Source organism: Bradyrhizobium sp. B025 (genome assembly GCF_042257955.1).
GTDB classification, from domain to species: Bacteria; Pseudomonadota; Alphaproteobacteria; order Rhizobiales; family Xanthobacteraceae; genus Bradyrhizobium; species Bradyrhizobium diazoefficiens.
On record NZ_CP170150.1, the window covers coordinates 1,879,606 to 1,904,443 of the forward strand.

Here is a 24,838-nt window from a genome sequence, read left to right on the forward strand (position 1 = left end):
AAAAAAATATCCGGAAGCCGTGTCGGATGGCCGTCTGCCCGTCCGTCCTTGGGCAGAACCCCGCCCAAGGAGCTTCCGATGCCCAAGATGATCTTCGTCAACCTGCCGGTGACCGACCTCAAGCGCGCCACGGCCTTTTATGAGGCGGTCGGCGCGGTTAGGAACCCGCAGTTCTGCGACGATACGGCGAGTTGCATGGTCTTCTCCGAGACCATTTTCGCGATGCTCTTGACCCACGACAAATTCCGCCAGTTCACACCCAAGCCGATCGCGGATGCGAAGACCTCGAACCAGGTGCTGCTCTGCCTGTCGGCCGACAGCCGCGACGAAGTCGACGCCATCGTCGGCAAGGCCGAGGTCGCGGGCGGGGTGGCCGATCCCAGCCCGAAGGATGAGTACAGCTTCATGTACGGCCGCAGCTTCGAGGATCCGGATGGCCATATGTGGGGTGTGAATTGGATGGACCTCGCGGCATTCGCCGCGCAGTCCGAGATGGCGAACGCCTGATCGAAAATCCGAGAGCATTGAAAACCTGAAGAGGAGCGTTCTCCATGTCCAAGCTCGTGCCCTGCATGTGGTTCAACGGCGATGCCGAGGAAGCCGCGAAGTTCTACGTCTCGCTCGTTCCGAATTCGGAGATCACGCACGTCCAGCGCAACGTTTCGGACGGCCCATCCGGCAAGACAGGCTCCGTGCTCGTCGTCGAGTTCACGGTGGCCGGGCAGCCCCTGGTCGCGCTCAACGGCGGCATGAAGATGGAGTACACCCACGCGATCTCGCTGATGATCTATTGCGACGACCAGGCCCAGGTCGACAGCGTCTGGAACGCCTTCATCGCCCATGGCGGCAAGGAAGAGCAGTGCGGCTGGCTCAGGGATCGCTGGGGCGTGGCCTGGCAGGTCGTGCCGAAGGTGATGTTCGAATTCCTTACGAGCCCCGACAAGGCCGCGGCCGCGCGCGCGATGCAGGCCATGATGAAGATGGTGAAGCTCGACGTCGCCGTGTTGCGTCAGGCGTTCGAGGGCAAGTCGGCGGCGTGACGGCGGCACAGGTGCCGTAGGGTGGGCAAAGGCGCTATTGCGCCGTGCCCACCATCTGTCCCCAGTTGAGAGAGGAGTGGTGGGCACGCTTGCGCTTTGCCCACCCTACGAGACCGGGGCTGCGCGTACCAAGCCGCCGCTAATAATTAATCCTTAGCCCCACGCCGCCGTGGATGGTGTTCCCCACCGGCTGCGGACCCAGCGTGCCATTGGCGAAGAGGTCCACGATCCAGCCCTTCTGCACGCGGAAGCCGAGGCGGCCGCCATATTCGAACCAGCCCTGGTTGCCCATGGTCGGCACCACCATGCCGTCGCCGGTCACGGTGGCGACGATGCCGCTATGGCTGGCGAACGACTGCACCCAGCCGCCGTTGATGTTGGCCTCGATGTTGCTGCCGTAGAGATGCGTCCACTGGCCGCCGATCTTGACCAGGCTGGTGCGGTCGGTGCCGGTCGCGATCGTGGCGTCGAACGGATTGAACGCCACGGCGCTGTCCGAATAGCCGGACACGCGCTGCCAGAGCTGCCAGACCTCGATCGAGGCGGCGACCTCGTCGCGCGGCGAGACGCGGCTCATCCAGCCGGCGCGGCCGTAGACGGCGTAGTTGGAGGCGTTGGTGGAGCTCGTGACGCTCACCGGGCCGAGGCTGGTGTTGTAGCTGTGGGTGTAGCGCGCCTTCTCCCACGGCGTCAGGATCGTGCCGATGTCGAAGAACGGGCGCGACGAGCCCCAATCGGTGAAATCATAGCGCAGCGCGAAGGCGCCGATCGGTGCGCTGGTGATGTTGTAGCCACCCTCGCTGTATTGCGTGTAGGCGATGCCGGCGAGCAGCGACAGATTGTTGGTCAGCTCCTTGCGGCCGTGGATGCCGGCCGAGAACGAGCCGGCCGAGCCGAACGCGCTGATGCAGTCGCTGCAATTGACCTGCTCGTTGACGCCGAGCAGCACCGTGCCGAGCACCCGGTTGGTGATCATCTGGTTGAAGCGCTGGTTGGCGAGACCGCCGATCGAGTTGCCGCTGGAGTCAGCGCCGGTCGGCGTCGGGCTCGGCGCGGGATACGGACTCGGCGACGGATACGGGGTCGGTGACGGATACGGGCTCGGGGACGGCGCCGGCGAGGGCGAATATGTCGGTGACGGGGTGGGCGTCGGTTCGCCGCACTCGGACTCGCAGGCCGCCTGCGCAGCCGCTGGACGGGCATCGAACGCGACGAGCGCAAACGCAGCCACTGCGGTCAGCACGCCGGCGAGAATGAAGCGCCTCAGGTGGAGTTCCGCCATCGTCACCGTCCGCACAGCATGCCGTCGTCATGGACGGCGGGCGTGATGGTCGGCGAGGCGTTGGCATATTGGTTGACCGAGCATAGCCCGGCATTCGCGGTGCAGGTCGCGGCAAAGGTCCAGGGCGGCGTGTTGGTCTTGGTGATGCTGACCTTGCCGCCCGTCGAGGTGATGACCGCGGTATCGCCGGGCTGGGTGAGCTGCACGCACTGGAAGCTCGTCGTGCAGACGCTGGCCGCGCCGTCCTGAAGCACGACGACGGACCGGCCGCGCTGGGACAGGATGTCGAGCGTGGTGCCGCGCACGCCGATGGTCGCGAGCGGCGTCGTGATCTTGTAGGCGGTCTTCTCGGAATGTCCGGTGACGAAGCGGAATGCGCCTGTCGTCATGCGGATCGCGACGTCGCGATAGCTGTGCTCGTCGTTGAAGACGGTGCGGTCGAGCTTCAGCGTGGCGCTGGGACCGAGCGACAGATTGGTGCTGTCGGCCATGACGAAGCGCGCCGCGCTGTCGGCGCCGGTGCGCACGGTCTCGTCGCGCAGCATGCTGTCTCCGACGCTGATCGGCGTCGTGGTCGCGGCGACGCGGACCACCTCGTTCTGGATCACGACGGCTTCGCCGACGCGCGTCTGCGCCTGCGCGCAAGGCGCCGCGCACACTACGGCCGACAACAGAGAGAGGAAAAGCCAGAAACGCAAATTCATTTCGCAACCGATCGATGTGTCCCTGATCGTACCGGATCGCGCGCGCTTGCGATGTGGCGAAATTATCACAAGCGGCGCGGGACATGCGCTATGCTTAGTGACAGTTGCGGCAGAATGCGTTCAATGAAAAGCGTCATCCATAGTTTTCTCCGCGGTGAAGCAGATTTGCCACGCAAAACATCCCCACAAAAGCCGCTTGAATTGCCTGCGGTTCCGAAGATGTCGCGGAGCGCAGTGATTGCTGTCGCAATTTTCCTGATGGCGCATCTGGCGCTGCTGATCGGTCTCACCGCGCCGGAGAAGTTCGTTTTCGACGAGGTGCATTACGTCCCGGCGGCGCGGCAGATGCTTGCGCCGGTGATGTCGCAGCCGATGCTCAATCCGATGCATCCGCCGCTGGCCAAGGAGCTGATCGCCGCGTCGATTGCGGCGTTCGGCGATAACGCGCTCGGCTGGCGCTATCCGGCGACCTTGTTCGGCGCGCTTGCGATCGTCGCGATCTATCTGTGCGGCCTCGCGCTGTTTGCCGCGCAAGGGCCCGCGATCGCCGCGGCGCTGATCGCGGCCTTCAACCAGATGCTCTACGTGCAGGCGCGCATCGCGATGCTCGACATCTTCGCGCTCGGCTTCGGACTGCTCGCGACCGCCGCCTTCATGCATGGCTTTCGCAGGGAACGGCCGCATGCGCTGTTCGCGCTCGCGGGCAGCCTGTTCGGCTGTGCTGCGGCCTGCAAATGGAGCGGCCTGTTTCCGCTCGGCATCTGCATCGTCATCGTCGCGGTGATCCGCCTGATGCAGGGCTGGCGCACGCTGTTCGCCGAAGCAAGGCCGGACGATTGGTATCGGCCCGACCTCTGGCCCGACTTCAGGGCGCCGCATGTCGCGCTCTGCTTCGCGGTGCTGCCGGCGATGACATATCTTGCCGCTTTCATTCCGCTCTATGGATTGTCGCTGCCCGATCTGATCGAGGCGCAGCGCCGGATCTTTGCCGACAACACCACCACTGCGATCGCCGGCCACACCTACATGAGTTCGTGGCCATCCTGGCCGCTGCTCGCCCGCCCGGTGTGGTTCCTGTTCGACAAGACGGCGGAGGACAGCGTGTCGGCGATCGTCTTCCTCGGCAACCCGCTGGTGCTGTGGCCGGCGCTGGCCGCGCTCGCGATCGTGCTGCGCGACGTCGTCGTCGCGCGCCGCTGGGACGCGTTCCTGATCGCGGCGTTCTATTTCGGCCCGTGGCTCGCCTGGGCGCTGCTGCCGCGCACGCTGGGTTTCATCTACTATTATCTGCCGGCCGCGACCGCGGCGTCGCTTGCGCTGGTCTATGTGCTGCGCCGGAACGGCCTGCCGCGCTGGCTGCTGTGGGCCTATGTCGGCCTCGCCGCGATCGGATTTGCGATCATGCTGCCGATCTCCGCAGCCTTCATCGGAACGTCGATGCAGGGCTTCAACCGGCTGATGCTGTTCCAGAGCTGGATCTAGTGCCCGCTCGCGTGCATAGGCCCCGGTAGAATTCTCTTGCGCTGCGGCAGGCCTTCGCCGATCCGGTGCAGCTCGAATCGGCGATCCTCAACCTCGCGCTCAACGCTCAGGACGCGATGGTATCAGGCGGGCGCCTGACCATCTCGACGGCGAACGCATCGCTCGATGTGGGCGATCACAACACGCATCCCGACGTCGGGCCGGGCGAGTATATCGTGATCGCCGTGACCGACACCGGTTCCGGCATGCCGAGGCGGGTGCTGGAGCGGGCGTTCGAGCCCTTCTTCACCACCAAGGAGGTCGGCAAGGGCAGTGGGCTCGGGCTCAGCATGGTCTACGGCTTCGTCAAGCAATCCAACGGCCATGTCACGATCTACAGCGAGCCGGGCCTGGGGACGACCGTGCGGATCTATCTTCCGGCCGTGCTGGCGAAGACGCAGAGCGCGCCGCTGGCGGTCGAGAAGGAGGTGGTGCAGAGCGGCTCCGAAACCGTGCTGGTGGTCGAGGACGATCCGTTCGTCCGCTCCTATGCGGTGATGAGCCTGGAGAGCCTGGGCTACAGGGTGATCTCCGCGGTCGACGGCAAGGAGGCGCTCCAGACGCTCGCCGCAGCGCCGCACATCGACCTGCTGTTCACCGATGTCGTGATGCCCGGAGGCGTGAACGGCTGGGAGCTTGCAGGGCTCGCGCGCAAGGCAAGGCCCGAGATGCGCGTGCTGCTGACGTCGGGTTACGCCCTCGAAACACTGGCGGCGAACGGTCACGTCCAGCAGGGCGCCCCGATCCTTGAAAAGCCTTACCGCAAGGCGGAGCTTGCGCGCTTGGTGCGGGAGGCACTCGCCGCAGCGGTGCCGGTCTGAGCCGGGGTCCGCCTGCCGCGCGGGCGGCGGGCGGTGGGTCGGCACGACAGCGCGATGAGATTGAAATGAATCGTCATCGCGCTGTAGTTCATTGTCTGAGCATGGTCTTTTCGGAAAGCCGCTGCGCACTTTGCGCTAGCGCGGCCCTCCGGGTCCGGATCATGCTCTAGATCATTTCGACGCGGTCTTGGTGTCCATGTTGACGACCTGAACGCGGCGGTTGATCGGGTCGGCGCCGTTGGCGGTATCCTTCAGCTTGGTCTTGCCGTAGCCGACGGTGACGAGATCGGTGCCGTTGAGGCCGTAGTTCTGCACCAGGTACTTCTTGATGGTGTCGGCCCGACGTTCGGAGAGCCCTTGGTTGTACTCTTCGCCGCCGATCGCGTCGGTGTGTCCGGCGACCACGAAGGTCGAGCCCTTCAGCGCCGGGTCGGAGAGCGCCTTGCCGAGCGCCTGCACTGACGGCACCGACGTCTTGGCGATGTCGGCCGAGTTGTAGTCGAACTGGATCTCCAGATCGATCTTCGGCTTGGTCGCAGCCAACTCGGCGATCTGCTCGCGTTCGCCGGTCGAGAGCGACCGGGTCGAGCGGTTGCGCACGGTGTTCAGGAACGTCGCTTCCTTGGCCTGCACCGCCGGATCGGCCTGCGGACCGGCGGACAGACCGCGGGTCACCGGCTTCGGCTTCAACGCATCCAGGATCTTGTCGGAAGAGATGTTGTTGTCGCCGGCCAGTGCCAGGCCCGCCGTCATTGACAGCGCGGCCGTGAGCGTAATCGCCTTCAGTGCAAAAAACTTATCAAAACGGGTCATTGTGGTATCCTCGCTGTTACGCCTGATGACGATTTGATGCTGCGAGCATAGGGCAGGTTCAAAGCCCCCGATGTGATCCTGGTCACGGTGGCTGCAGGAGCCTGCGGGCTCATCCTAGCGCACTTTGCGCCGTTTCGGAGTGCGCGACCGGGCTGCTTTGCTTCCGGAGGGAAGGTCAGGCTCGGCAGGCCAGCAATTATCGTCGCGTCTTCTTTGAGGCCGGTTCGATCCTTCACGACCCAAACGTGATCTAAATCACATTTCTCTTCCGTGGAAGAGATCACACTGGGGGCGTCGGTGGTTCTTGATCTCTGGAGAAAGACCATGCGTTTCCTGATCGCGGCAGTGTCCTTCGCAGCCTTCGTCTTCAGCGGTAACGCGGCGTTCGCCGACAAGCGCGTTGCCTTCGTGGTCGGCAACGCCGCCTACAAGAATGTCCCACAGCTTCCAAACCCCGCGATCGACGCCAGGTCGATGGCACGGGTGCTGCGCAATGTCGGCTTCGACGTGGTCGAGGGTAGTAACCTCAGCCGCGACGCCATGACGGCGAAGCTGCTCGAGTTCGGCAAGAAGAGCGAAGGCGCCGATGTGGCGCTTTTCTTTTATGCCGGCCACGGCATCGCTGTGAACGGCACCAATTACCTGCTGCCTGTCGACGCCGACCTCAAATCCGAGATGGACGTCAAGCTGGGCGCTGCCATCAACGTCGATCTGACGCTGGAGCAGACCATGGCGGATGCCAAGGTGAAGCTGGTGTTCCTCGATGCCTGCCGCGACAATCCCTTCGCCGCAAAAATCCGCTCGGCCAGGGCGACGCGGTCGGTCAATGTCGCGAGCGGCCTTGCCGAGATGAAGTCGGGCGAGGGCACGCTGATCGCGTTCGCAACCGGCCCCGGCCAGACCGCGCTCGACGGCGAAGCCGGCACCAACAGCCCGTTCACCCGCGCGCTTCTCGCCAATATCGCCCAGCCCGGCATCGAGATCCAGCAAGCCATGACCAGGGTCCGGGCCCAGGTCAACGACGAGACCAACAAGGCGCAGCTGCCCTGGGGCCACACCAATCTCACCGGCACGGTCTATCTCAATCCGGCGGCCATGGCCGCGCCCGATGCCGCAGCGTCGGCATCCGTCGTCGCCCAGGCCGGCGAGGTCGAGCTCGAGTTCTGGCGCTCGATCAAGGACACCAACAAGGTCGAGGAGCTCAACGCCTACCTCACAAACTATCCGAACGGCACCTTCAAGCCGCTGGCGCTCGCCCGCATTGCCGCGCTCCAGGACGGCCCCTCGACGACGACGCGCAACCTCACTGCCGGCGTCGATCCCGCGACCTTCACGGATACGGCCGACCAGGTCTCCGAAGACCAGATCGGTCTCGACAAGAACCAGCGCCGCGACGTGCAGCGCCGCCTCACCGGCCTCGGCTTCGACGTCAGGGCGACCGGCAAGTTCGACGAGGAGACCCGCACCGTGATCAAGCGCTGGCAGGCGGCGCGCGGCTATCCCACGACCGGCTATCTCAACAGGCTTCAGCACAAGGCGATGCAGTCCGAGATCGTCTCTGCCCGCGTTACCGCCTCCGACGAGTCCGAGGACGAACCCGCCCGTCGCCGCGCGTCCGGTGGTGGCGGCCGCCGTGCTCACGGCGGTGGCGGTGGCATGGGCGGGCCGGGCGGCTTGTTCGGCCACATGATGGGCGGCCTGTTCCGGCGGTAGTTCGGCGAACGGCGATGCGTGAAGGCAGCTCGATCCCGGGCCGCTTCCGCTTTGGAAACCCTTGCACACCGATGGCCGCAAAGCCGTCTCCGCAGGGCCCGCTCGCGAACAAGAAATCGGCCAGATGCAAGCCTAGCAGAGTTCTTCGCCATCAACCGCAGACGAAGGGGAGCCGAGTTCCATCCAGTGCCGAGGCCGAGTGATTATCAGTCCTATCGCAGCGGCCCGCCGGATCGGTCTGTGTCCCTGAGCTCCATGCCCATCTATATCGGCGCGGCGATGATCGCGGTGGCGATCCTGCTGTCGACCCTGATCACGGGCCTGACCTCCCGCTATGTCGGCCTCGACGGGCCGAACGACGAGAACATGTGGCTGGTCGACCGTCTCACCGGCAACGTCTACCGCTGCCAGGCGGAGGGGCGCGGCAAGGCCTCGTGCGAGCCCGATATCGCCACCGGTAGCCTCAGCGATCGGCCCAGAGCGCCGAAAGACGGCCGTTGAGGCCCTTCGTCTTCGCAGCGCAGCAAGAAAATTGTCTTCGCCGCGAAACGTCCGCGCGAGAGAATACGTAATTGCGAAGGCCGGCATGACGCCGGTTTCGTTTTACGGAGGAGACTTTTCCATGAAGATGTTGCTCACGACCGCAGCTTTTGTCGCGTTCACTCTTTCGTTGTCTCCCGCCTCCGCCGCCATGATGGCGTGCACCGGCGAGAACATGATGAAATCGACGGCCATGATGATGGGCACCGCCGACACGCCGGCCAAGATGGCGGCCAACAAGGAAATGGCCATGGCCAACACCGACATGAGCAACGGCAAGATGAAGAGCGGCTGCATGCATTACATGAAGTCGCAGAAGGCCATGATGGCGAAGTAGGCCTCGTTCATGCCGAACGGCCGCGCTGTCAGCAGATGGCAGCGCGGCATTTTCTTTTGTTGCTCCTGGTCCGCTGCTTTCTCCCGGTGCGAATCCCGCTACATTGCTTCCTGCAATGTCACGCGCGCCCAAACCGATCCCACTCACCACGACACAGGCCCGGCAGATCTGGCTGCACGCCCAGCGGCTTGATGAGCGCACCCCGTTCGGCGAGGGTGCGCAGGCCGTTGCGGATGCGACCGCTCATCTCGGCTACGTGCAGATCGACACCATCAACGTCATCGAGCGCTGCCACCACCACATCCTGTTCAGCCGCATTCCGTCCTACCGCCGCGCCGATCTGCGCCAGGCCCAGAGCGTCGACAGGAGCGTGTTCGAATACTGGACCCATGCGCTGTCCTACATCCCTTCGAACGATTTCCGCTTCTTCCTGCCGGCGATGCGCGAGCACCGGCGCGAAGGGCACAAATGGTTCGCCTCGGTGAAGCCGGCCGACACGCGCAAGGTGATGCGGCTGGTGCGCGCCGCGCCGCTGACGATCCGCGACATCGAGGACGACGTGCTCACCGAGAAGGAGCATCTGTGGCAGAGCCGCAAGCCCTCGAAGCGCGCGTTGCAGCTTGCCTTCTACACCGGCGCCGTGACCATCAGCGAGCGCCAGGGCATGCTCAAGACCTACGAGCTGATGACGCGTCATTTCGGCTGGGACAAGCTGCCGAAGCCGGCATCGGCAAAGGACATCACGGCCTATCTGCTCGATCGTGCGCTGCGGTCGCAGGGCGTGGTGAGTCTCGATTCGGTCTGCCATCTCGACGCGCCGAGCAAGAAGGCGGTCGCGCGCCTGATTGCCGCGCGCGTCCGTCGCGGCGAGCTCGTCCCTGTCGCGATCGACGGCGCCGGCAAGCAGGAGCATTGGGCGGCGCCCGCGGTGCTGGAGGCCGGCGGTGAGGGGCCATCGCCCGATCTCGTCCACATCCTCTCGCCGTTCGATCCCCTGATCATCCAGCGCAAGCGCACCAGTCTCATTTTCGGCTATAACCATCTGTTCGAGGCCTATGTGCCGAAGGCCAAGCGCAAGCTCGGCTATTTCGCGCTTCCGGTGCTGGTCGGCGACGAGATCGTCGCCGCGCTCGATCTCAAGACCGACCGGCAGGCGAAGAAGCTCTTGATGCAGAAATGGACCTGGGTCGGGGAGGGGAGGAAGACCGCGGGGCGCAAGGAGCTCAAGCGTGTGATCGAGGAAGAGCTCGATCGCTTCGAGCGGTTTCAGCTGGCGGATTGAGCGAGGCTGCGCGTCTCGGCGAGCCGATCGATCCAGATGCCGAACGCAATCCGGCCGTGGTGAGCCTGAACGCATCGAGCCATGGCGCATGCATCAACCGGGAGAACTCGACGACGACCGCGATCGCCGCCGCGATGGCCGCAAGCTGCATCCGCGACAGCCGCGGCAGCAAAACCCCGACCAGCAAGAACACCATCGTGGCCCACAACAGCGAGCCGCCATACTTCACGACGAAGGCGGGAAGGCCGAGCGGGAGGCCGTGCCAGCGCAGGGACAGTCCGCAGGCGATCACGACCAGCGCCAGCCCGGCCCGGACCAGGGATGTCCGAAGCGGCGCAACCGGTTTGACCGGTTGCGCCCCATGCATTGCTTGCTCCATTGACTCTTTCGCGGCGATGCTCAAAACCCCGGATCAGCCCATAAAAGCAACAACCCCGGGGGGAAGCCATGAGCCAGACCACGACCTATGCCGGTTCCGCCGGCACAGCCAAGACGGAAATCGAGACCTCGACCATCCGCGCCATCTCCTGGCGCCTGATCCCGTTCCTGGTGCTGGCCTACTTCTTCTCCTATCTCGACCGCGTCAATCTCGGCTTCGCCGCGCTGACCATGAACGCGGAGCTGAAATTCACGCCGCTGATCTTCTCCTGGGGCGCCGGCATCTTCTTCATCGGCTATTTCATCTTCGAGGTGCCGAGCAATCTGGCGCTGGAAAAGTTTGGCGCCAGCCGCTGGATCGCCCGCATCATGGTGACCTGGGGCATCATCTCGGCGCTGATGGCGATGGTCAGCGGCGTGACGAGCTTCTACGTCCTGCGCTTCCTGCTCGGCGTCGCCGAAGCCGGCTTCTTCCCCGGCATCATCCTCTATCTCACCTATTGGTATCCGGCCGAGTATCGTGCCCGCTTCCTCGCGGCCTTCGCCATCGCCGTCCCGGTCTCGACCGTGATCGGTGCGCCGGTCTCGGGCCTCTTGCTCGGGCTCGACGGCGTGATGGGGCTGAAGGGCTGGCAGTGGCTCTTCATCATCGAAGGCATCCCGTCGGTGCTGCTCGGCATCGTCACCTGGTTCTACCTCACCGACAGGCCGGAGAAGGCGGATTGGCTCTCGGCCGAGCAGAAGGCCTGGCTCAAGGCGAAGCTCGATTCCGAAATTGCCGCCAAGCAGGCGGTGAAGCATCTGTCGCTCGGTGAAGCGCTGTCCTCGCCCAAGGTGATCGCGCTCAGCCTGATCTATTTCGGCTTCGTCGGTGCGCTCTATGGCATGCAGTTCTGGCTGCCGCAGATCGTGAAAGCGTTCGGTCTCACCAATGCCCAGACCGGCTTCGTCACCGCGATCCCGTATCTGTTCGGCACCATCGCGATGATCCTGTGGGCGCGGCATTCCGATGCGACGCGCGAGCGCGTGATGCATGTCGGCGCGCCGCTGCTGCTCACCGCGGTCGCGCTCGGCGTCTCCTCCTATCTCACCGACCCCACCCTGACGATGGTGGTGCTGACGGTGGCCGCGATCGGCGTGTTCTGCTGCTTCGGCGTGTTCTGGACGCTGCCGACCGCCTGGCTCTCCGGCACGGCCGCGGCCGGCGGCATCGCCCTGATCAACTCGATCGGCAACCTCGCCGGCTTCGGCGGGCCGTATTTGATCGGCTGGGTCAAGGAAGCCACCGGCCAGACCTCGACCGGACTGCTGGTGCTCGCGGTGCTGCCCCTGCTCGCCGGCATTTTGGTGTTTGTCGGCGGCCACGACAGCAAGCACGAGTTCGCCGGGCAGGGGCGGTAAAGCACCACTCACGACTGCGTAGCCTGGATGGAGCAAAGCGAAATCCGGGACCACGCGCACGATGCTCCAAAGGCCCCGGATTGCGCTGCGCCCATCCGGGCTGCGAGCTGTCTCATCCAACGTCGCCCTGGCGCAAGCCAGGGCCCATACTCCGCGGCTCCTCTTGGGGCACGCGGGGAGACGGCCTCTTCCAGCAACCGAGTTCAGGGGTAATGGGCCCTGGCTTTCGCCAGGGCGACAGGGATCACCACCCCTTAACGATCACGCTTTCCTGATGACTGACGATTATTGACTTTTATCAGTGATTAGTCGACATTCCTCTCATTGCAGTCGCAGGAGTGTCCTCCGATGTTCGTCCGGTCGGTTTTATCCAGCTATTCCAAGCTCTTGGCGGGTGTGTCGCTGGCCTTGATGGCCGCTGCGCTGGCCGGGTGCAATGACACCGTCGCCGAGAAGGCCGAGCCTCCGCGGCCGGTCCTGGTCGCGACCGCGCATTATGATGCAGAGACCCCGGAGCGCAGCTTCGTCGGCACCGTCAGGCCCCGGATCGAGAGTGATCTCGGCTTCCGTGTCGCCGGCAAGGTCGCCAAGCGCCTCGTGGAGGTCGGCCAGACCGTCGAGATCGGCCAGCCGCTCGCCACCCTCGACGAGGTCGACCTGAAGCTCCAGGCCGAGCAGTCCGTGGCCGAGCAGACCGCTGCGACCGGCGTGCTGGCCCAGGCCGCCGCCGCCGAGCAGCGCGCCAAGGATCTGAAGGCCAAGGGCTGGACCACGGACGCGCAGATGGATTCGAGCCGCGCCGCCGCCGATGAGGCCCGCGCACGGTTGAACCGGGCCGAGCGCTCGGTCGAGCTGACCAAGAATTCCCTTTCCTACGCGACGCTCAACGCCGACGCCCGTGGCGTCGTCACCGCAACGCTGATCGAACCCGGCCAGGTGGTTGCCGCAGGCCAGGCTTCGATCCGTGTCGCCCGCTTTGCCGAGAAGGAAGCGGTCGTCGCGATCCCTGAGACGCTGGTCGGACGTGCCAAGTCGGGCGCCGCCAGCGTCACTCTTTGGTCGGAGCCGGGCAAGAAATATACGGCCAAGCTGCGCGAGATCGCGCCCACCGCGGACACCGCCACGCGCACCTATCTCGCAAAGTTCTCGCTGCCCGAGGCCGACGACAAGGTTTCGCTCGGCATGACCGCGACGCTGACGCTGTCGGACGCCGCCACCGAGCGCGTCGCGCGGCTGCCGCTGTCGGCGCTGTTCAACGAAGGCGGCAAGCCCTCCTTCTACGTCGTCGACGACAACGGCGCGGTGACGCTGAAGCCGGTGGTGGTGAAGTCCTACGAGAGCAACGACGTCATCATCACCAGCGGTGTCGAAGAGGGCGCCAGGATCGTCGCTCTCGGCGTGCAGAAGCTCGATCCGGGCCAGAGGGTGCGGGTCGTCTCGTCACTGTCTTTCTAGGGGCGCCCCGAAGGGCGAACTCTATGGTGCGCAATTGCGCACCTGAGAATCTCGAGATTCCGGGTCTGGTCCTTCGGACCATCCCGGAATGACAAGAGAAGTCGAGTTTCGTCGTGTGAGGTGAGTTTCGGCCCAAGCGCAAATGCTGGGGCTGAAGCGGCGAAGCGATCCAGAACCTGCCCAGCCCCCTGGATTGCTTCGCTGCCTCGCGACGACGGGTTGAACTGAGTGGCTGTCGTTTTTTGCAACTGGATCGTCTTTTCGGAGAGAGCGATGAAGCGCTTCAACCTTTCGGCCTGGGCCGTCAGCCATCCGACGCTGGTCCTGTTCCTGATGCTCGTGCTCGGTGTCGCCGGCTTCTTCTCCTATCAGAAGCTCGGCCGCGCCGAGGATCCGTTCTTCACGGTGAAGGTGGTCAACGTCTCCGTGATCTGGCCGGGCGCGACCGCGCAGGAGATGCAGACCCAGGTCGCCGATCCCATCGAGAAGAAGATCCAGGAGCTGCCCTATTTCGAGAAGGTGCAGACCTATTCCAAGCCGGCCTTCACCGCGCTCCAGGTCACCTTCCGCGACTCGACGCCGCCGAAGGACGTGCCGTACCTCTTCTATCTGCTGCGCAAGAAGCTTGTTGACGTGCAGGGCCAGCTGCCCGCCGGCATCCTCGGACCCGTCGTCAACGACGAGTTCTCCGACGTCGATTCGATCCTCTACATGATGACCGGCGACGGCGCCGACTATGCCCAGCTCAAGAAGGTGTCCGAAGGCTTCCGTCAGCGCCTCCTGAAGGTGCCGGGCGTGACCAAGGTCGACGTCTACGGCAATCAGGACGAGCGCATCTTCGTCGAGTTCAGCCACGCCAAGCTCGCCACCCTCGGCATCACGCCGCAGGCGCTGTTCGACTCGCTTGCCAAGCAGAACAACGTGACCCCGGCCGGCACGGTCGAGACCTCCTCGCAGCGCGTGCCGCTGCGCGTCACCGGCGCGCTCGACGGCGCCAAGGCCGTGGCCGAGACCCCGGTCGAGAGCAACGGTCGCGTCTTCCGCCTGGGGGATATCGCCACCGTCACGCACGGCTATGTCGATCCGCCGAGCTTCGTCGTGCGCCAGGAAGGCAAGGCCGCGATCGGCATCGGCGTCGTCACCGCCAAGGGCGCCAACATCCTCGATCTCGGCAAGGAGGTCGAGAAGGCCACGGCCGAGTTCATGAAGGCGGTGCCGCAGGGCATCGATGTCAAGCTCATCGCAGACCAGCCCAAGGTGGTCGAGCACGCCGTCGGCGAGTTCGTGCACTCCTTCATGGAGGCGCTCGTCATCGTGCTGTTCGTCTCGTTCCTGGCGCTCGGCTGGCGTACCGGCATCGTGGTCGCGCTCTCCGTGCCGCTGGTGCTCGGCATCGTCTTCATCGTCATGAACACGATGTCGCTCGACCTGCACCGCATCACGCTCGGCGCTCTGATCATCGCGCTCGGCCTGCTCGTCGACGACGCCATCATCGCGGTCGAGATGATGGTGGTGAAGATGGAGCAGGGCTGGGACCGTATGCGGGCGGCATCCTTTGCCTGGGAATCCACTGCGTTTCCGATGCTCACGGGAACGCTGGTCACGGCCGCTGGCTTCCTCCCCATCGGCTTTGCCAATTCCGCGGTCGGCGAATATGCCGGCAGCATCTTCTGGATCGTGGCGATCTCGCTGGTCGCCTCCTGGTTCGTGGCGGTGATCTTCACGCCCTATATCGGCGTCAAGCTGCTGCCCAACATCAAGGTGCACCACAACCACGATCCGCACGCGGTCTATGAGACCCGCATGTATCGCGGCCTGCGCGCCGTCGTGCAGTGGTGCGTCAATCACCGCATCACGGTGGTGGTCGCGACCGTCGGCGTCTTCGTCGCCTCGATCGTCGGCTTCGGCCATGTCCAGCAGCAGTTCTTCCCGCTGTCGGAGCGGCCCGAGCTGTTCCTCCAGCTGCGCCTGCCGGAAGGCACGGCCTTCAACGTCACCGAGAAGGCGGTGAAGAAGGCCGAGACGCTGCTCAAGGACGACCAGGACATCGAGACCTATACCGCCTATGTCGGCCAGGGCTCGCCCCGATTCTGGCTCGGCCTCAACCCGCAGCTGCCGAACGAGGCCTTCGCCGAGATCGTCATCGTCGCCAAGGGCGTCGAGGCGCGCGAGCGCATCAAGGCCAAGATCGAAAATGCGGCTGCCGAAGGTTTTCTGTCCGAGGCGCGCGTCCGCGTCGACCGCTTCAACTTCGGTCCGCCGGTCGGCTTCCCCGTGCAGTTCCGCGTGATCGGTCCCGATGCCAACAAGGTGCGCGAGATCGCCTACCAGGTCCGCGACGTCATGCGCGAGAACAAGAGCGTCAAGGATGTCCAGCTCGACTGGAACGAGCAGTCGCCCTACCTCAAGCTCGTCGTCGACCAGGACCGCGCCCGCGCCATGGGCCTGACCCCGCAGGACGTGTCGCAGGCGCTCGCAATGCTGATCTCGGGCTCGCAGGTCACGACCGTGCGCGACGGCATCGAGAAGGTCGGCGTGGTCGCCCGTGCGGTCCCGTCCGAGCGCCTCGACCTCGGCGGCGTCGGCGACCTCACCATCACCTCGCGCAATGGCGTTGCCGTGCCGCTGCAGCAGATTGCCAAGATCGAGTACTCCCACGAGGAGCCGATCATGTGGCGGCGCAACCGCGACATGGCGATCACCGTGCGCTCCGATGTCGTCGACGGCGTGCAGGCGCCCGACGTCACCAACCAGATCACGCCGAAGCTGAAGGCGATCAAGGATCATCTCGAGCCGGCCTACCGCATCGAGCCGGGCGGCGCGTTCGAGGAATCCGCCAAGGGCAACGCCTCGATCTTCATCCTCTTCCCGGTGATGGTCATGGTGATGTTGACGCTCTTGATGATCCAGCTTCAGAGCTTCTCGCGCCTGATCCTGGTGTTCCTGACCGCGCCGCTCGGCATCGTCGGCGCGTCCCTCGGCCTCAACGTCGCCAACGCCCCGTTCGGCTTCGTGGCGCTGCTCGGCCTGATCGCGCTCGCCGGCATGATCATGCGCAACGCGGTCATCCTGGTCGACCAGATCGAGACCGACGTTTCTCATGGCTTGACGCGCCGGGAGGCGATCGTGGAGGCGACCGTCCGCCGGGCCCGTCCGGTGGTGCTGACGGCGCTGGCCGCCATCCTCGCCATGATCCCGCTGTCGCGCTCGGCGTTCTGGGGCCCGATGGCGATCACCATCATGGGTGGCCTGTTCGTGGCGACCTTCCTCACACTCCTGTACCTGCCGGGCCTCTATGCCCTGTGGTTCAGGAAGAGCCTGGACGAGGCCGGCACCCCCGAGCAGCCTGCCGCGCCGCAGCATGGGAGCGATGACCCGCACGCAATTCCGCTTGCTGAAGCGGCTGAATAAGTGAGAAGAAGTGCTGATTGACGAGTCCTGACAGATGACACTGATTGCGGAACATATCGAAGGCGACACCCGGGATCGTATCCTCGAGGTGGCCGAGCGGCTGTTCCGCCAGATCGGCTACCAGAAGACCACGGTCGGTGACATCGCCAAGGAGCTCAGGATGAGCCCGGCCAATGTCTATCGCTTCTTCGAATCGAAGAAGGCGATTCACCAGGCGGTGGCCCGTTCGCTGATGGGCGAGGTTGAGATCGAAGCGCAGCGGATCGTGGCGAGGCCCGGTCCGGTGCTCCCGCGCTTCCGCGAGCTGCTCACCACCATCCATCGCATGAACACCGAGCGCTATGTCGGCGACAACAAGCTGCATGAGATGGTCGAGATCGCGATGCAGGAGGACTGGGACGTCTGCGTCGCCCATATGGAGTGCATTGCCGGGGTGATCGGCCAGATGATCGCGCAAGGCGCGGCCTCCGGCGAGTTCGAGGCCCCGGACCTGCAATTGGCCGCGCTCTGCGCCTCCACGGCGATGATGCGCTTCTTCCACCCCCAGATGATCGCCCAGTGCGCCACCAAGCCGGGCCCGACCATCGACCAGATGATCGATTTCGTCATCGCGGGTCTGTCGCCGCGTCACTGATCAATGTTTTGAGTTGACCGTCATTCCGGGGCGATGCGAAGCATCGAACCCGGAATCTCGAGATTCCGGGCTCGGTCCTGCGGACCGCCCCGGAATGACGGAAAACGGAGAAGCAAGCGCGTGACCGACAAAGACCTCTACTTCTACGAACCCTCCAAGGGCCACGGCCTCAAGCACGATCCGTTCAACGCCATCATTGCGCCGCGGCCGATCGGCTGGATCTCCTCCCGCGACACCAGGGGCCACGTCAACCTCGCGCCCTACAGCTTCTTCAACGCGTTCGCTTACGTGCCGCCGATCATCGGCTTCTCCTCCACCAACTGGAAGGACACGGTCGAGAACATCAAGCAGACCGGCGAGTTCGTCTGGAATCTCGCCACCATGGATCTTGCCAGGCACATGAACGCGACTGCCGCGCATGTCGCCCCCGAGGTCGACGAGTTCGAGGTCGCCGGCCTCACCGCCGTGCCCGGCAAGCTCGTCAACGTGCCGCGCGTGGCTGAGAGCCCGGTCGCCTTCGAGTGCAAGGTGTCCGACATCGTCCGCCTCAAGGGCGCCGACGGCAGGGAGGCCGATGCCTGGCTGACGCTGGGCGAGGTCGTCGCGGTCCATATCGACAAGGCCATGATCAAGGACGGCGTCTACCAGACCGCCGCCGCCCGCCCAATCGTCCGCGCCGGCCGCCGGGGCGACTATTTCGAGATCAAGCCGGAAAACATGTTCGAGATGGTCCGGCCGGATTAGGTCCGGCCACCGCTCTCTCCACACGTCATTCCGGGGCGACGCGTAGCGTCGAGCCCGGAATCCATACTCCCGATCGTGGTTATGGATTCCGGGTTCACGCTACGCGTGCCCCGGAATGACGGTGGCAAAAGCGGCTCTCCATCCCTCCCGGAACTGCCCCCACGCCTGGCCGTTATGGCCCCTGGGGCGGCCGCCCGGCCGCGTCAATTTCGCAGGGGAAGTGTTCACCTCCGCCAGCCACTTTCCGCTAAAATGCCGGTCACCCGCGCTGATCCATGAGGTCCGCCATGAGCTTCCGCCGCGACACCATCACAAAACCGGTCTTCTCCTGGGCGCGCGGCGTGCTGCCGGCGATGTCCGAAACCGAGCGCGAGGCGCTGGAGGCCGGCGACGTCTGGTGGGACGCCGATCTGTTCACCGGCAACCCCGATTGGGCGAAGCTGCTGAAGGTCCCGCAGGCGACCCTGACCGACGAGGAGCAGGCCTTCCTCAACGGCCCGGTCGATGAGCTCTGCGCCATGCTCGACGAGTGGAAGATCTTTTGGGAATGGCGCGATTTGCCGCCGGATGTCTGGCATTTCGTCAAGCGCGAAAAGTTCTTCGGCATGATCATTCCGAAGGAGTTCGGCGGCCTCGGCTTCTCGCCCTATGCCCATTCGGAAGTCGTGCGCAAGATCTCGACCCGCTCGATCGCTGCCGCCGTCACGGTGATGGTGCCGAACTCGCTCGGCCCCGGCGAGCTCCTGATGCGCTTCGGCACCAAGGAGCAGCAGGCGCGCTGGCTGCCGCGGCTGGCCAACGGCCGCGACATTCCCTGCTTCGGCCTCACCAGCCCGGAAGCCGGCTCCGACGCCGCCTCGATGGTGGACAGCGGCGTCATCTGCAAGGGCACCTTCGAAGGCCGCGAGGTCGTGGGCCTCAGGCTCAACTGGCACAAGCGCTACATCACGCTCGGCCCCGTCGCGACGCTGCTCGGACTCGCCTTCAAGGCCTATGACCCCGACCACCTCGTGGGCCAGCAGGAAGAGCTCGGCATTACCGTGGCGCTGATCCCGAGCAATCTGCCCGGCGTCGAGATCGGCCACCGCCACCTGCCGTCGATGCAGGTCTTCCAGAACGGCCCGAACCGGGGCCGCGACGTCTTCATTCCGCTCGATTACGTCATCGGCGGCAAGGAGCGCCTCGGGCAGGGCTGGAAGATGCTGATGACGGCGCTTGCCGCCGGCCGCGGCATCTCGCTGCCGTCGCTGTCGGCCGCGGGCGCCGCCTATGCCGCGCGCACCACCGGCGCCTACGCCCGCATCCGCGAGCAGTTCGGCATCTCCATCTCCAAGTTCGAAGGTGTCGAGGAGCCGCTCGCGCGTATCGTCGCCACCGCCTATCAGCTCGACGCGGCACGGCGGCTGACCTGCGCGGCGCTCAATGCCGGCGTCCATCCCGCCGTCATCTCCGGCATCATGAAGCTGCACGCGACCGAGCGGATGCGTACCGCCGTCGACGACGCCATGGATATCCACGGCGGCAAGGCCGTGATCGACGGTCCGCAAAACTATCTCGGCAATCTCCACCGCGCCGTTCCGGTCGGCATCACGGTCGAGGGCGCCAATATCCTCACCCGCAATCTCATCGTGTTCGGGCAGGGCGCGATCCGCGCCCATCCCTATCTGCTCGACGAGATGAACGCGCTCGCCGACACCGACCGAGAACGCGGTTTGACGGCATTCGACACCGCGTTCTGGAAGCATGTCGGCCACAGCTTTCAGACACTCTTTCGTGCCTTCGGCCGGAGCTGGACCTTCGGCGCGTTCGCGTCGGCGCCGGATGCGGGCGACGCCACGCCATTCTATCGCCAGCTCTCGCGCTATTCGGCGGCGTTTGCGCTCTGTGCCGACATGGCGCTGCTCACGCTCGGCGGCGCGCTCAAGCGCAAGGAGATGCTGTCGGCGCGCTTCGGCGACATTCTGTCCGAGCTGTATCTGCTCTCGGCCGCGCTGAAACGCTGGCAGGACGAGGGCCGGCAGACGGAGGACTTTGCCGCGCTGGAATGGTGCATGGCGACCGGCTTCAAGACCATTGAAAATCGGCTCGCCGAAATTCTCGCCAATCTGCCGAACCGCTTCGTCGCCGGATTCCTCAAGCTCGTGGTCCAGCCCTTTGGCGCCCGTGTGCTCGGCCCGTCCGACCGGGTCGTGCATCAATGCGCGAGCCTCGTGCTGGAGCCGTCGGCGGCACGTGACCGCCTGACGGCCGACCTCGCTCATGTCGACGATGACGGCGGCTTTGCCCGGCTGGAGCGCGCCTTCAAGCTGGTCGCGGGCACCGATGCGATCGCCAAGCGCATGCGCGCCGCGCACATCAGCGACTGGAAGGAGGCGGTCGCCAAGGGGGTGGTCACGCAGGCTGAGGGCGAGCAGCTCGCCGCAACCCGCGAGGCCGTCACGAAGGTGATCGAGGTCGACGATTTTGCGCCGGAGGCGCTGTCGCCGATTTACAAGAAAACCGGAGATGTGCATCAGTTCTTCCAGGAACTCGGTGAACAGAGGGCGGCGAGCTGATGGCACGACCGGTATTCATCGTCGACGGCAGCCGGACGCCGTTCCTGAAGGCGCGCTCGGGGCCGGGGCCGTTCACACCGGTCGATCTCGCCGTGCAATGCGGCCGGCCGCTCCTGGCGCGCCAGCCGTTTTCGCCCACAAGCTTCGACCAGGTCATCCTCGGCTGCGTCAACGTGATCGCGGACGAGATGAACCCGGCTCGCGTCGCGGCGCTTCGGCTCGGCATGGGCGAGGACATGGTCGCCTTCACGGTGCAGATCAATTGCGGCTCCGGCATGCAGTCGATCGACACCGCCTACCGCTACATTCGCGAGGGCCACGCCGACATGATCCTGGCCGGCGGCACCGAGGCGCTGAGCCACGCGCCGCTGGTGTGGCCGAATTCCGGCGTGCGCTGGTTTGCCGGTCTTGCCACGGCGAAGGGCGTGGCCGCAAAGCTCGCCGCCGCCTTCAAATTGCGGCCGCGCTATCTCAAGCCGATCATCGGCCTCGAGCGCGGCCTGACCGACCCCATCACAGACTTGAACATGGGCCAGACCGCCGAGGTCGTCGGCCATCTCTTCGGTATCACCCGCGCACAGTCCGACGCCTACGCAGCCGAGAGCCATCGCCGGCTCGCGCACGCGCAAGGCGCGGGTTTTCTGAAGGGCGAGGTCGAGACCGCCTTTTCCCGCGACGGCAAGTTCTTCGACCATGACGACGGCGTGCGGCCGGACTCCACGGCCGAGACGCTCGCAAAGCTGAGGCCGGTGTTCGAGCGCCCTTGGGGCCAGGTCACCGCCGGCAATTCCTCGCAAATCACCGATGGCGCCTCCTGGGTGATCCTCGCCTCCGACGCGGCAGTCGCAAAGCACAAGCTGACGCCGAAGGCCGTCATCGTCGACAGCAACTGGGCCGCGCTCGATCCCAGCATCATGGGGCTTGGTCCCGTGATGTCGGCGACGCCGCTGCTTGCGCGCAACAACCTCACCATCAAGGACGTCGAGACCTGGGAGCTGAACGAAGCTTTCGCAACTCAGGTGCTCGGCTGCCTCGCCGCCTGGAACGACGACAAGTTCTGCCGCGAGATTTTGGGGCTCGACGGCGCGGCCGGCGAGATCGACCGTGACAAGCTCAATGTCGACGGCGGCGCGATCTCGCTCGGCCATCCCGTCGGCACCTCCGGCAACCGCATCGTGCTGCATCTGGTCAACGCGATGAAGCGGCTCGGCACCCGGCGCGGCGTTGCCACCGAATGCATCGGCGGCGGGCTCGGCGGCGCCATGCTGATCGAGGCGGTGTGACCATGGATTCCAGGATCATGACCGCGCTCGGCGACCGCGTGCTGACGCTCGGGCCTCAGCCCGCGGCAGACAGTCCATACAAGCACTTCAAGCTCACGCGCGATGCCGACGGTGTCGCCTGGCTGCTGTTCGATCGCGCCGATGCGAGCGCCAATACGCTCTCCTCCGACGTGATGGAAGAGTTCGACGCGGTGCTCGCCGCGATCGAGACCGAACGCCCCGCAGGTCTCGTGATCCGCTCGGCCAAACCGTCCGGCTTCATCGCCGGCGCCGACGTCAACGAATTCCGCGGCGCCAGCGATCCCGAGATGGTGGAGACGCGCATCCGCGCCGCGCATGCCGTCGTCGACCATCTGGAGGCCTTGAGGCTGCCGACGGTCGCGGTCATCCACGGCTTCTGCCTCGGCGGCGGGCTCGAGGTCGCGCTCGCCTGCCAGTCGCGCATTGCCATCGAGGGGGCGCGCTTCGGCTTCCCGGAGGTGATGCTCGGCCTGCATCCCGGTCTCGGCGGCACTGCCCGTTTCACCGCGCTGGTCAATCCGACCCAGTCGATGGCCTTGATGCTGACCGGTCGCACTATCGATGCGCGCCGCGCCAAATCGCTCGGCCTCGTCGACACCGTGACGCAGGAGCGCCACGTCCGTGGCGCGGTGAAGGACGTGCTGTTCGGCCGGCTGAAGCGGGCCAAGCCCGGCCTGCTGACGCGGGCGGCCAATCTCGGGCCGGTGCGTGGACTGCTGGCCAAGCGCATGCGCTCGGAGGCGGCGAAGGCCGCACCGCGCGAGCACTATCCGGCGCCTTACGCGCTGATCGATCTCTGGGAAACGCATGGCGGCAGCAAGGCCGCGATGTTGGCGGCCGAGCAGGCGTCGTTCGCCAAGCTGATGGTGACGCCGACCGCGCAGAATCTGATCCGCGTGTTCTTTCTGCGCGAGCAGATGAAGAAGGCGGCAGGCTCCGGCAAAAAGGTGAAGCATGTCCATGTCATCGGCGCCGGCGCCATGGGCGGCGACATCGCAGCATGGTGTGCGGGGCAGGGGCTGCGGGTCTCGCTCGCCGACATGAAGGCGGAACCGATCGCAGGGGCGGTGAAGCGCGCGGCCGAGCTTTACGGCAAGATCATCCGCAAGCCCACCGAGGTGCGCGACGCCCTCGATCGCCTGATTCCGGACATGGACGGCGAGGGCGTCCGCAACGCCGATCTCGTCATCGAGGCGGTGCCGGAAAAGCTGGAGCTCAAGCAGAAAGTCTATGCCGGTCTCGAGCCGAAGATGAAGCCGGGTGCGATTCTTGCGACCAACACCTCGAGCATTCCGCTTCAGGATCTGCGCACCACGCTGGCGCGGCCCGAGCGGCTGGTCGGGCTGCACTTCTTCAATCCGGTGTCGCGGCTGCAATTGGTCGAGGTCGTCAGCCATGACGGCAACGAGCTGGCGGTCCTGAAGGAGGCGCTCGCCTTTGTGGGTGCGATCGACCGCCTGCCGCTCGCCGTGAAGAGCTCGCCCGGCTTCCTCGTCAACCGCGCGCTGACGCTCTACATGCTGGAGGCAATGGTGATGCTGGACGAGAAGACCGACCAGCGCCTGATCGACGCCGCGGCCGAGCAGTTCGGCATGCCGATGGGACCGATCGAGCTTGCCGACCAGGTCGGGCTCGACATCTGCCTCGATGTCGGCGACATGCTGCGCACCAAGTTCGGCGATCTGCTGCCGCCGACGCCGGCCTGGCTGCGCGAGAAGGTCGCCAAAGGCGAACTCGGCCGCAAGACCGGCAGGGGCTTCTACACCTGGAAGGACGGCAAGGCCGAGAAGGTGCCGCTTCCCGAGACCGGCCCGCGCGTGACCGACCAGATGATCGACCGCCTGGTGCTGCCGATGTCCAACGTCTGCGTCGCGGCGCTGCGCGAGGGCATTGTCGAGGATCCCGATGCGGTCGACGGCGCCATGATCTTCGGCACGGGGTATGCGCCGTTCCGCGGCGGCCCGCTGAACTATGCGCGCACGCGCGGCGTGGATAATGTCGTGTCGACTTTGCGCGAGCTTGCCGATCGATTCGGCGGACGTTTCGCGCCTGACGCGGGCTGGGACAATTTGAAATAGGGATGATGTCGGCAAAAGGTGCTATTATGGGTAGTGGAGCCCGTGGAGGAGCATCGCCGATGCCGACGATCCCGTTCTTCAAGCATGCGACCTTGCGCGAGATCATCATCACGCGGCTGTGCTGTGCGGCTGATGCCGTCGTGATCCTGTGCTGCGCAATTTATCTCGTCGAATGTTACCGCGCGGCAGGATTGCGCTGGCCGTGGCTGATCGTGGCACTCCTGATCGGTTATTTCCTCGCTGATTTTTTTTCGGGGCTGGTGCATTGGGCGGTCGACACGTGGCTGGACGAGGGGGTGCTCGGCCGCGGCATCGCGATGACGCGAGAGCATCACACCCATCCGAGCCACGTCCTGCTCTACGAATTCCTCGACCAGGCTTCCCTCGGTGCGGCACCGAGCGCCGTGGTGGTCGGCATTGCGGCCGCGATCACGGCGTTGTTCCCGGTTTCCGCGCTCACTTACGCGCTGATGATCGTCTGGTTCGTGATCGCGACTTGCATGCTGTTTGGCATGAGCTTTCATAATCTTGCGCATTGGCGGGTCCGCCCGCCGCTCCTGCGCATGGCGCAAAGGCTGCATCTGGTCTGCTCACCCGAGCATCATTTGCGTCACCACCGCGACCACACTGTCCGCTATTGTGTCATCAATGGATGGGCCAACTATCCGTGCGACCGTCTCCGGCTTTGGAGCAGGCTGGAACGGCTCGTGACGGCAACGACAGGGCGCACGCCGCGGGCCGACGATGCGGAGTGGCAACGCAAGCTCAACGATACCGGAATCTTCGTCGGGACGCCGCGGCCGGCTGGATAGCGCAAGCTTGTCG

Annotated in this window: 21 protein-coding genes; 17 read left to right on the forward strand and 4 right to left on the reverse strand. The window is 65.2% G+C overall.

Annotation, left to right across the window (positions count from 1 at the left end):
* Nucleotides 1-78: 78 nt before the first annotated feature.
* Nucleotides 79-507 (forward strand): VOC family protein, encoded by a 429-nt coding sequence (locus ACE10W_RS08700; protein WP_028175078.1) that lies wholly within the window; start codon nucleotides 79-81, stop codon nucleotides 505-507.
* 44 nt (nucleotides 508-551) lie between these two features.
* Nucleotides 552-1,040: a VOC family protein gene (locus ACE10W_RS08705; protein WP_304551101.1), complete on the forward strand. Its 489-nt coding sequence runs from the start codon at nucleotides 552-554 to the stop codon at nucleotides 1,038-1,040.
* Nucleotides 1,041-1,179: 139 nt separating this feature from the next.
* Here ACE10W_RS08705 and ACE10W_RS08710 read toward each other — a convergent pair whose 3' ends face one another.
* Entirely contained in the window at nucleotides 1,180-2,322 is a 1,143-nt protein-coding gene (locus ACE10W_RS08710; protein ID WP_304551103.1) for a hypothetical protein, read from the reverse strand.
* 2 nt (nucleotides 2,323-2,324) lie between these two features.
* A complete protein-coding gene (locus ACE10W_RS08715) occupies nucleotides 2,325-3,026 on the reverse strand; it encodes a FecR domain-containing protein (RefSeq protein ID WP_028175076.1) in 702 nt (233 codons plus the stop codon).
* Nucleotides 3,027-3,077: 51 nt separating this feature from the next.
* On the opposite strand from ACE10W_RS08715, the gene ACE10W_RS08720 reads away from it, so the two are divergent.
* Together ACE10W_RS08720 and ACE10W_RS08725 are read left to right on the forward strand one after the other, a co-directional pair.
* Nucleotides 3,078-4,508, forward strand: coding sequence for a phospholipid carrier-dependent glycosyltransferase (locus tag ACE10W_RS08720; protein ID WP_304551105.1), 1,431 nt, complete (start codon nucleotides 3,078-3,080; stop codon nucleotides 4,506-4,508).
* 65 nt (nucleotides 4,509-4,573) lie between these two features.
* Nucleotides 4,574-5,368: an ATP-binding protein gene (locus ACE10W_RS08725; protein WP_304551107.1), complete on the forward strand. Its 795-nt coding sequence runs from the start codon at nucleotides 4,574-4,576 to the stop codon at nucleotides 5,366-5,368.
* Nucleotides 5,369-5,539: 171 nt separating this feature from the next.
* On the opposite strand, the gene ACE10W_RS08730 is transcribed toward ACE10W_RS08725, so the two are convergent.
* Nucleotides 5,540-6,181: an OmpA family protein gene (locus ACE10W_RS08730; protein ID WP_011085204.1), complete on the reverse strand. Its 642-nt coding sequence runs from the start codon at nucleotides 6,179-6,181 to the stop codon at nucleotides 5,540-5,542.
* A 324-nt stretch (nucleotides 6,182-6,505) separates the two neighbouring features.
* Here ACE10W_RS08730 and ACE10W_RS08735 point away from each other — a divergent pair, with 324 nt between their 5' ends.
* The 4 genes from ACE10W_RS08735 to ACE10W_RS08750 all read left to right on the forward strand — a co-directional run bounded on the left by ACE10W_RS08735 (nucleotide 6,506) and on the right by ACE10W_RS08750 (nucleotide 10,053).
* Complete coding sequence (locus ACE10W_RS08735; protein WP_304551109.1) at nucleotides 6,506-7,894, forward strand: caspase family protein; 1,389 nt, start codon at nucleotides 6,506-6,508, stop codon at nucleotides 7,892-7,894.
* A 255-nt stretch (nucleotides 7,895-8,149) separates the two neighbouring features.
* Entirely contained in the window at nucleotides 8,150-8,395 is a 246-nt protein-coding gene (locus ACE10W_RS08740) for a hypothetical protein (protein WP_028175072.1), read from the forward strand.
* Nucleotides 8,396-8,516: 121 nt separating this feature from the next.
* Complete coding sequence (locus ACE10W_RS08745; protein ID WP_038967382.1) at nucleotides 8,517-8,771, forward strand: hypothetical protein; 255 nt, start codon at nucleotides 8,517-8,519, stop codon at nucleotides 8,769-8,771.
* A 115-nt stretch (nucleotides 8,772-8,886) separates the two neighbouring features.
* Nucleotides 8,887-10,053 carry a winged helix-turn-helix domain-containing protein gene (locus ACE10W_RS08750; RefSeq protein WP_304551110.1) on the forward strand — a complete coding sequence of 389 codons (1,167 nt, stop codon included), beginning with the start codon at nucleotides 8,887-8,889 and terminating at the stop codon, nucleotides 10,051-10,053.
* Here the strand turns inward: ACE10W_RS08750 and ACE10W_RS08755 are convergent.
* On the reverse strand, nucleotides 9,995-10,420 hold the full coding sequence (locus ACE10W_RS08755; protein WP_304553709.1) for a DUF2809 domain-containing protein: 426 nt from the start codon (nucleotides 10,418-10,420) through the stop codon (nucleotides 9,995-9,997). The genes ACE10W_RS08750 and ACE10W_RS08755 overlap by 59 nt on opposite strands.
* A gap of 80 nt (nucleotides 10,421-10,500) precedes the next feature.
* Here ACE10W_RS08755 and ACE10W_RS08760 point away from each other — a divergent pair, with 80 nt between their 5' ends.
* The 9 genes from ACE10W_RS08760 to ACE10W_RS08800 all read left to right on the forward strand — a co-directional run bounded on the left by ACE10W_RS08760 (nucleotide 10,501) and on the right by ACE10W_RS08800 (nucleotide 24,825).
* Nucleotides 10,501-11,832, forward strand: coding sequence for an MFS transporter (locus tag ACE10W_RS08760; protein WP_060910809.1), 1,332 nt, complete (start codon nucleotides 10,501-10,503; stop codon nucleotides 11,830-11,832).
* Nucleotides 11,833-12,180: 348 nt separating this feature from the next.
* On the forward strand, nucleotides 12,181-13,287 hold the full coding sequence (locus ACE10W_RS08765) for an efflux RND transporter periplasmic adaptor subunit (protein WP_011085209.1): 1,107 nt from the start codon (nucleotides 12,181-12,183) through the stop codon (nucleotides 13,285-13,287).
* A gap of 273 nt (nucleotides 13,288-13,560) precedes the next feature.
* Nucleotides 13,561-16,698, forward strand: a complete 3,138-nt coding sequence (locus ACE10W_RS08770) for an efflux RND transporter permease subunit (protein ID WP_011085210.1) — start codon at nucleotides 13,561-13,563, stop codon at nucleotides 16,696-16,698.
* Between the two features lie 34 nt (nucleotides 16,699-16,732).
* Nucleotides 16,733-17,332: a TetR/AcrR family transcriptional regulator gene (locus ACE10W_RS08775; protein ID WP_028175068.1), complete on the forward strand. Its 600-nt coding sequence runs from the start codon at nucleotides 16,733-16,735 to the stop codon at nucleotides 17,330-17,332.
* Nucleotides 17,333-17,452: 120 nt separating this feature from the next.
* Nucleotides 17,453-18,076, forward strand: a complete 624-nt coding sequence (locus ACE10W_RS08780) for a flavin reductase family protein (RefSeq protein ID WP_028175067.1) — start codon at nucleotides 17,453-17,455, stop codon at nucleotides 18,074-18,076.
* Between the two features lie 287 nt (nucleotides 18,077-18,363).
* The gene (locus ACE10W_RS08785; RefSeq protein WP_028175066.1) at nucleotides 18,364-20,631 is read left to right on the forward strand and encodes an acyl-CoA dehydrogenase; all 2,268 of its coding nucleotides are present in this window, start codon (nucleotides 18,364-18,366) and stop codon (nucleotides 20,629-20,631) included.
* A complete protein-coding gene (locus ACE10W_RS08790; protein WP_011085214.1) occupies nucleotides 20,631-21,914 on the forward strand; it encodes an acetyl-CoA C-acetyltransferase in 1,284 nt (427 codons plus the stop codon). The genes ACE10W_RS08785 and ACE10W_RS08790 overlap by 1 nt, the downstream gene beginning before the upstream one ends.
* A 2-nt stretch (nucleotides 21,915-21,916) precedes the next feature.
* A complete protein-coding gene (locus tag ACE10W_RS08795; protein ID WP_304551113.1) occupies nucleotides 21,917-24,013 on the forward strand; it encodes a 3-hydroxyacyl-CoA dehydrogenase NAD-binding domain-containing protein in 2,097 nt (698 codons plus the stop codon).
* A 59-nt stretch (nucleotides 24,014-24,072) separates the two neighbouring features.
* Nucleotides 24,073-24,825: a fatty acid desaturase family protein gene (locus tag ACE10W_RS08800; RefSeq protein ID WP_304551114.1), complete on the forward strand. Its 753-nt coding sequence runs from the start codon at nucleotides 24,073-24,075 to the stop codon at nucleotides 24,823-24,825.
* Nucleotides 24,826-24,838: the final 13 nt, after the last annotated feature.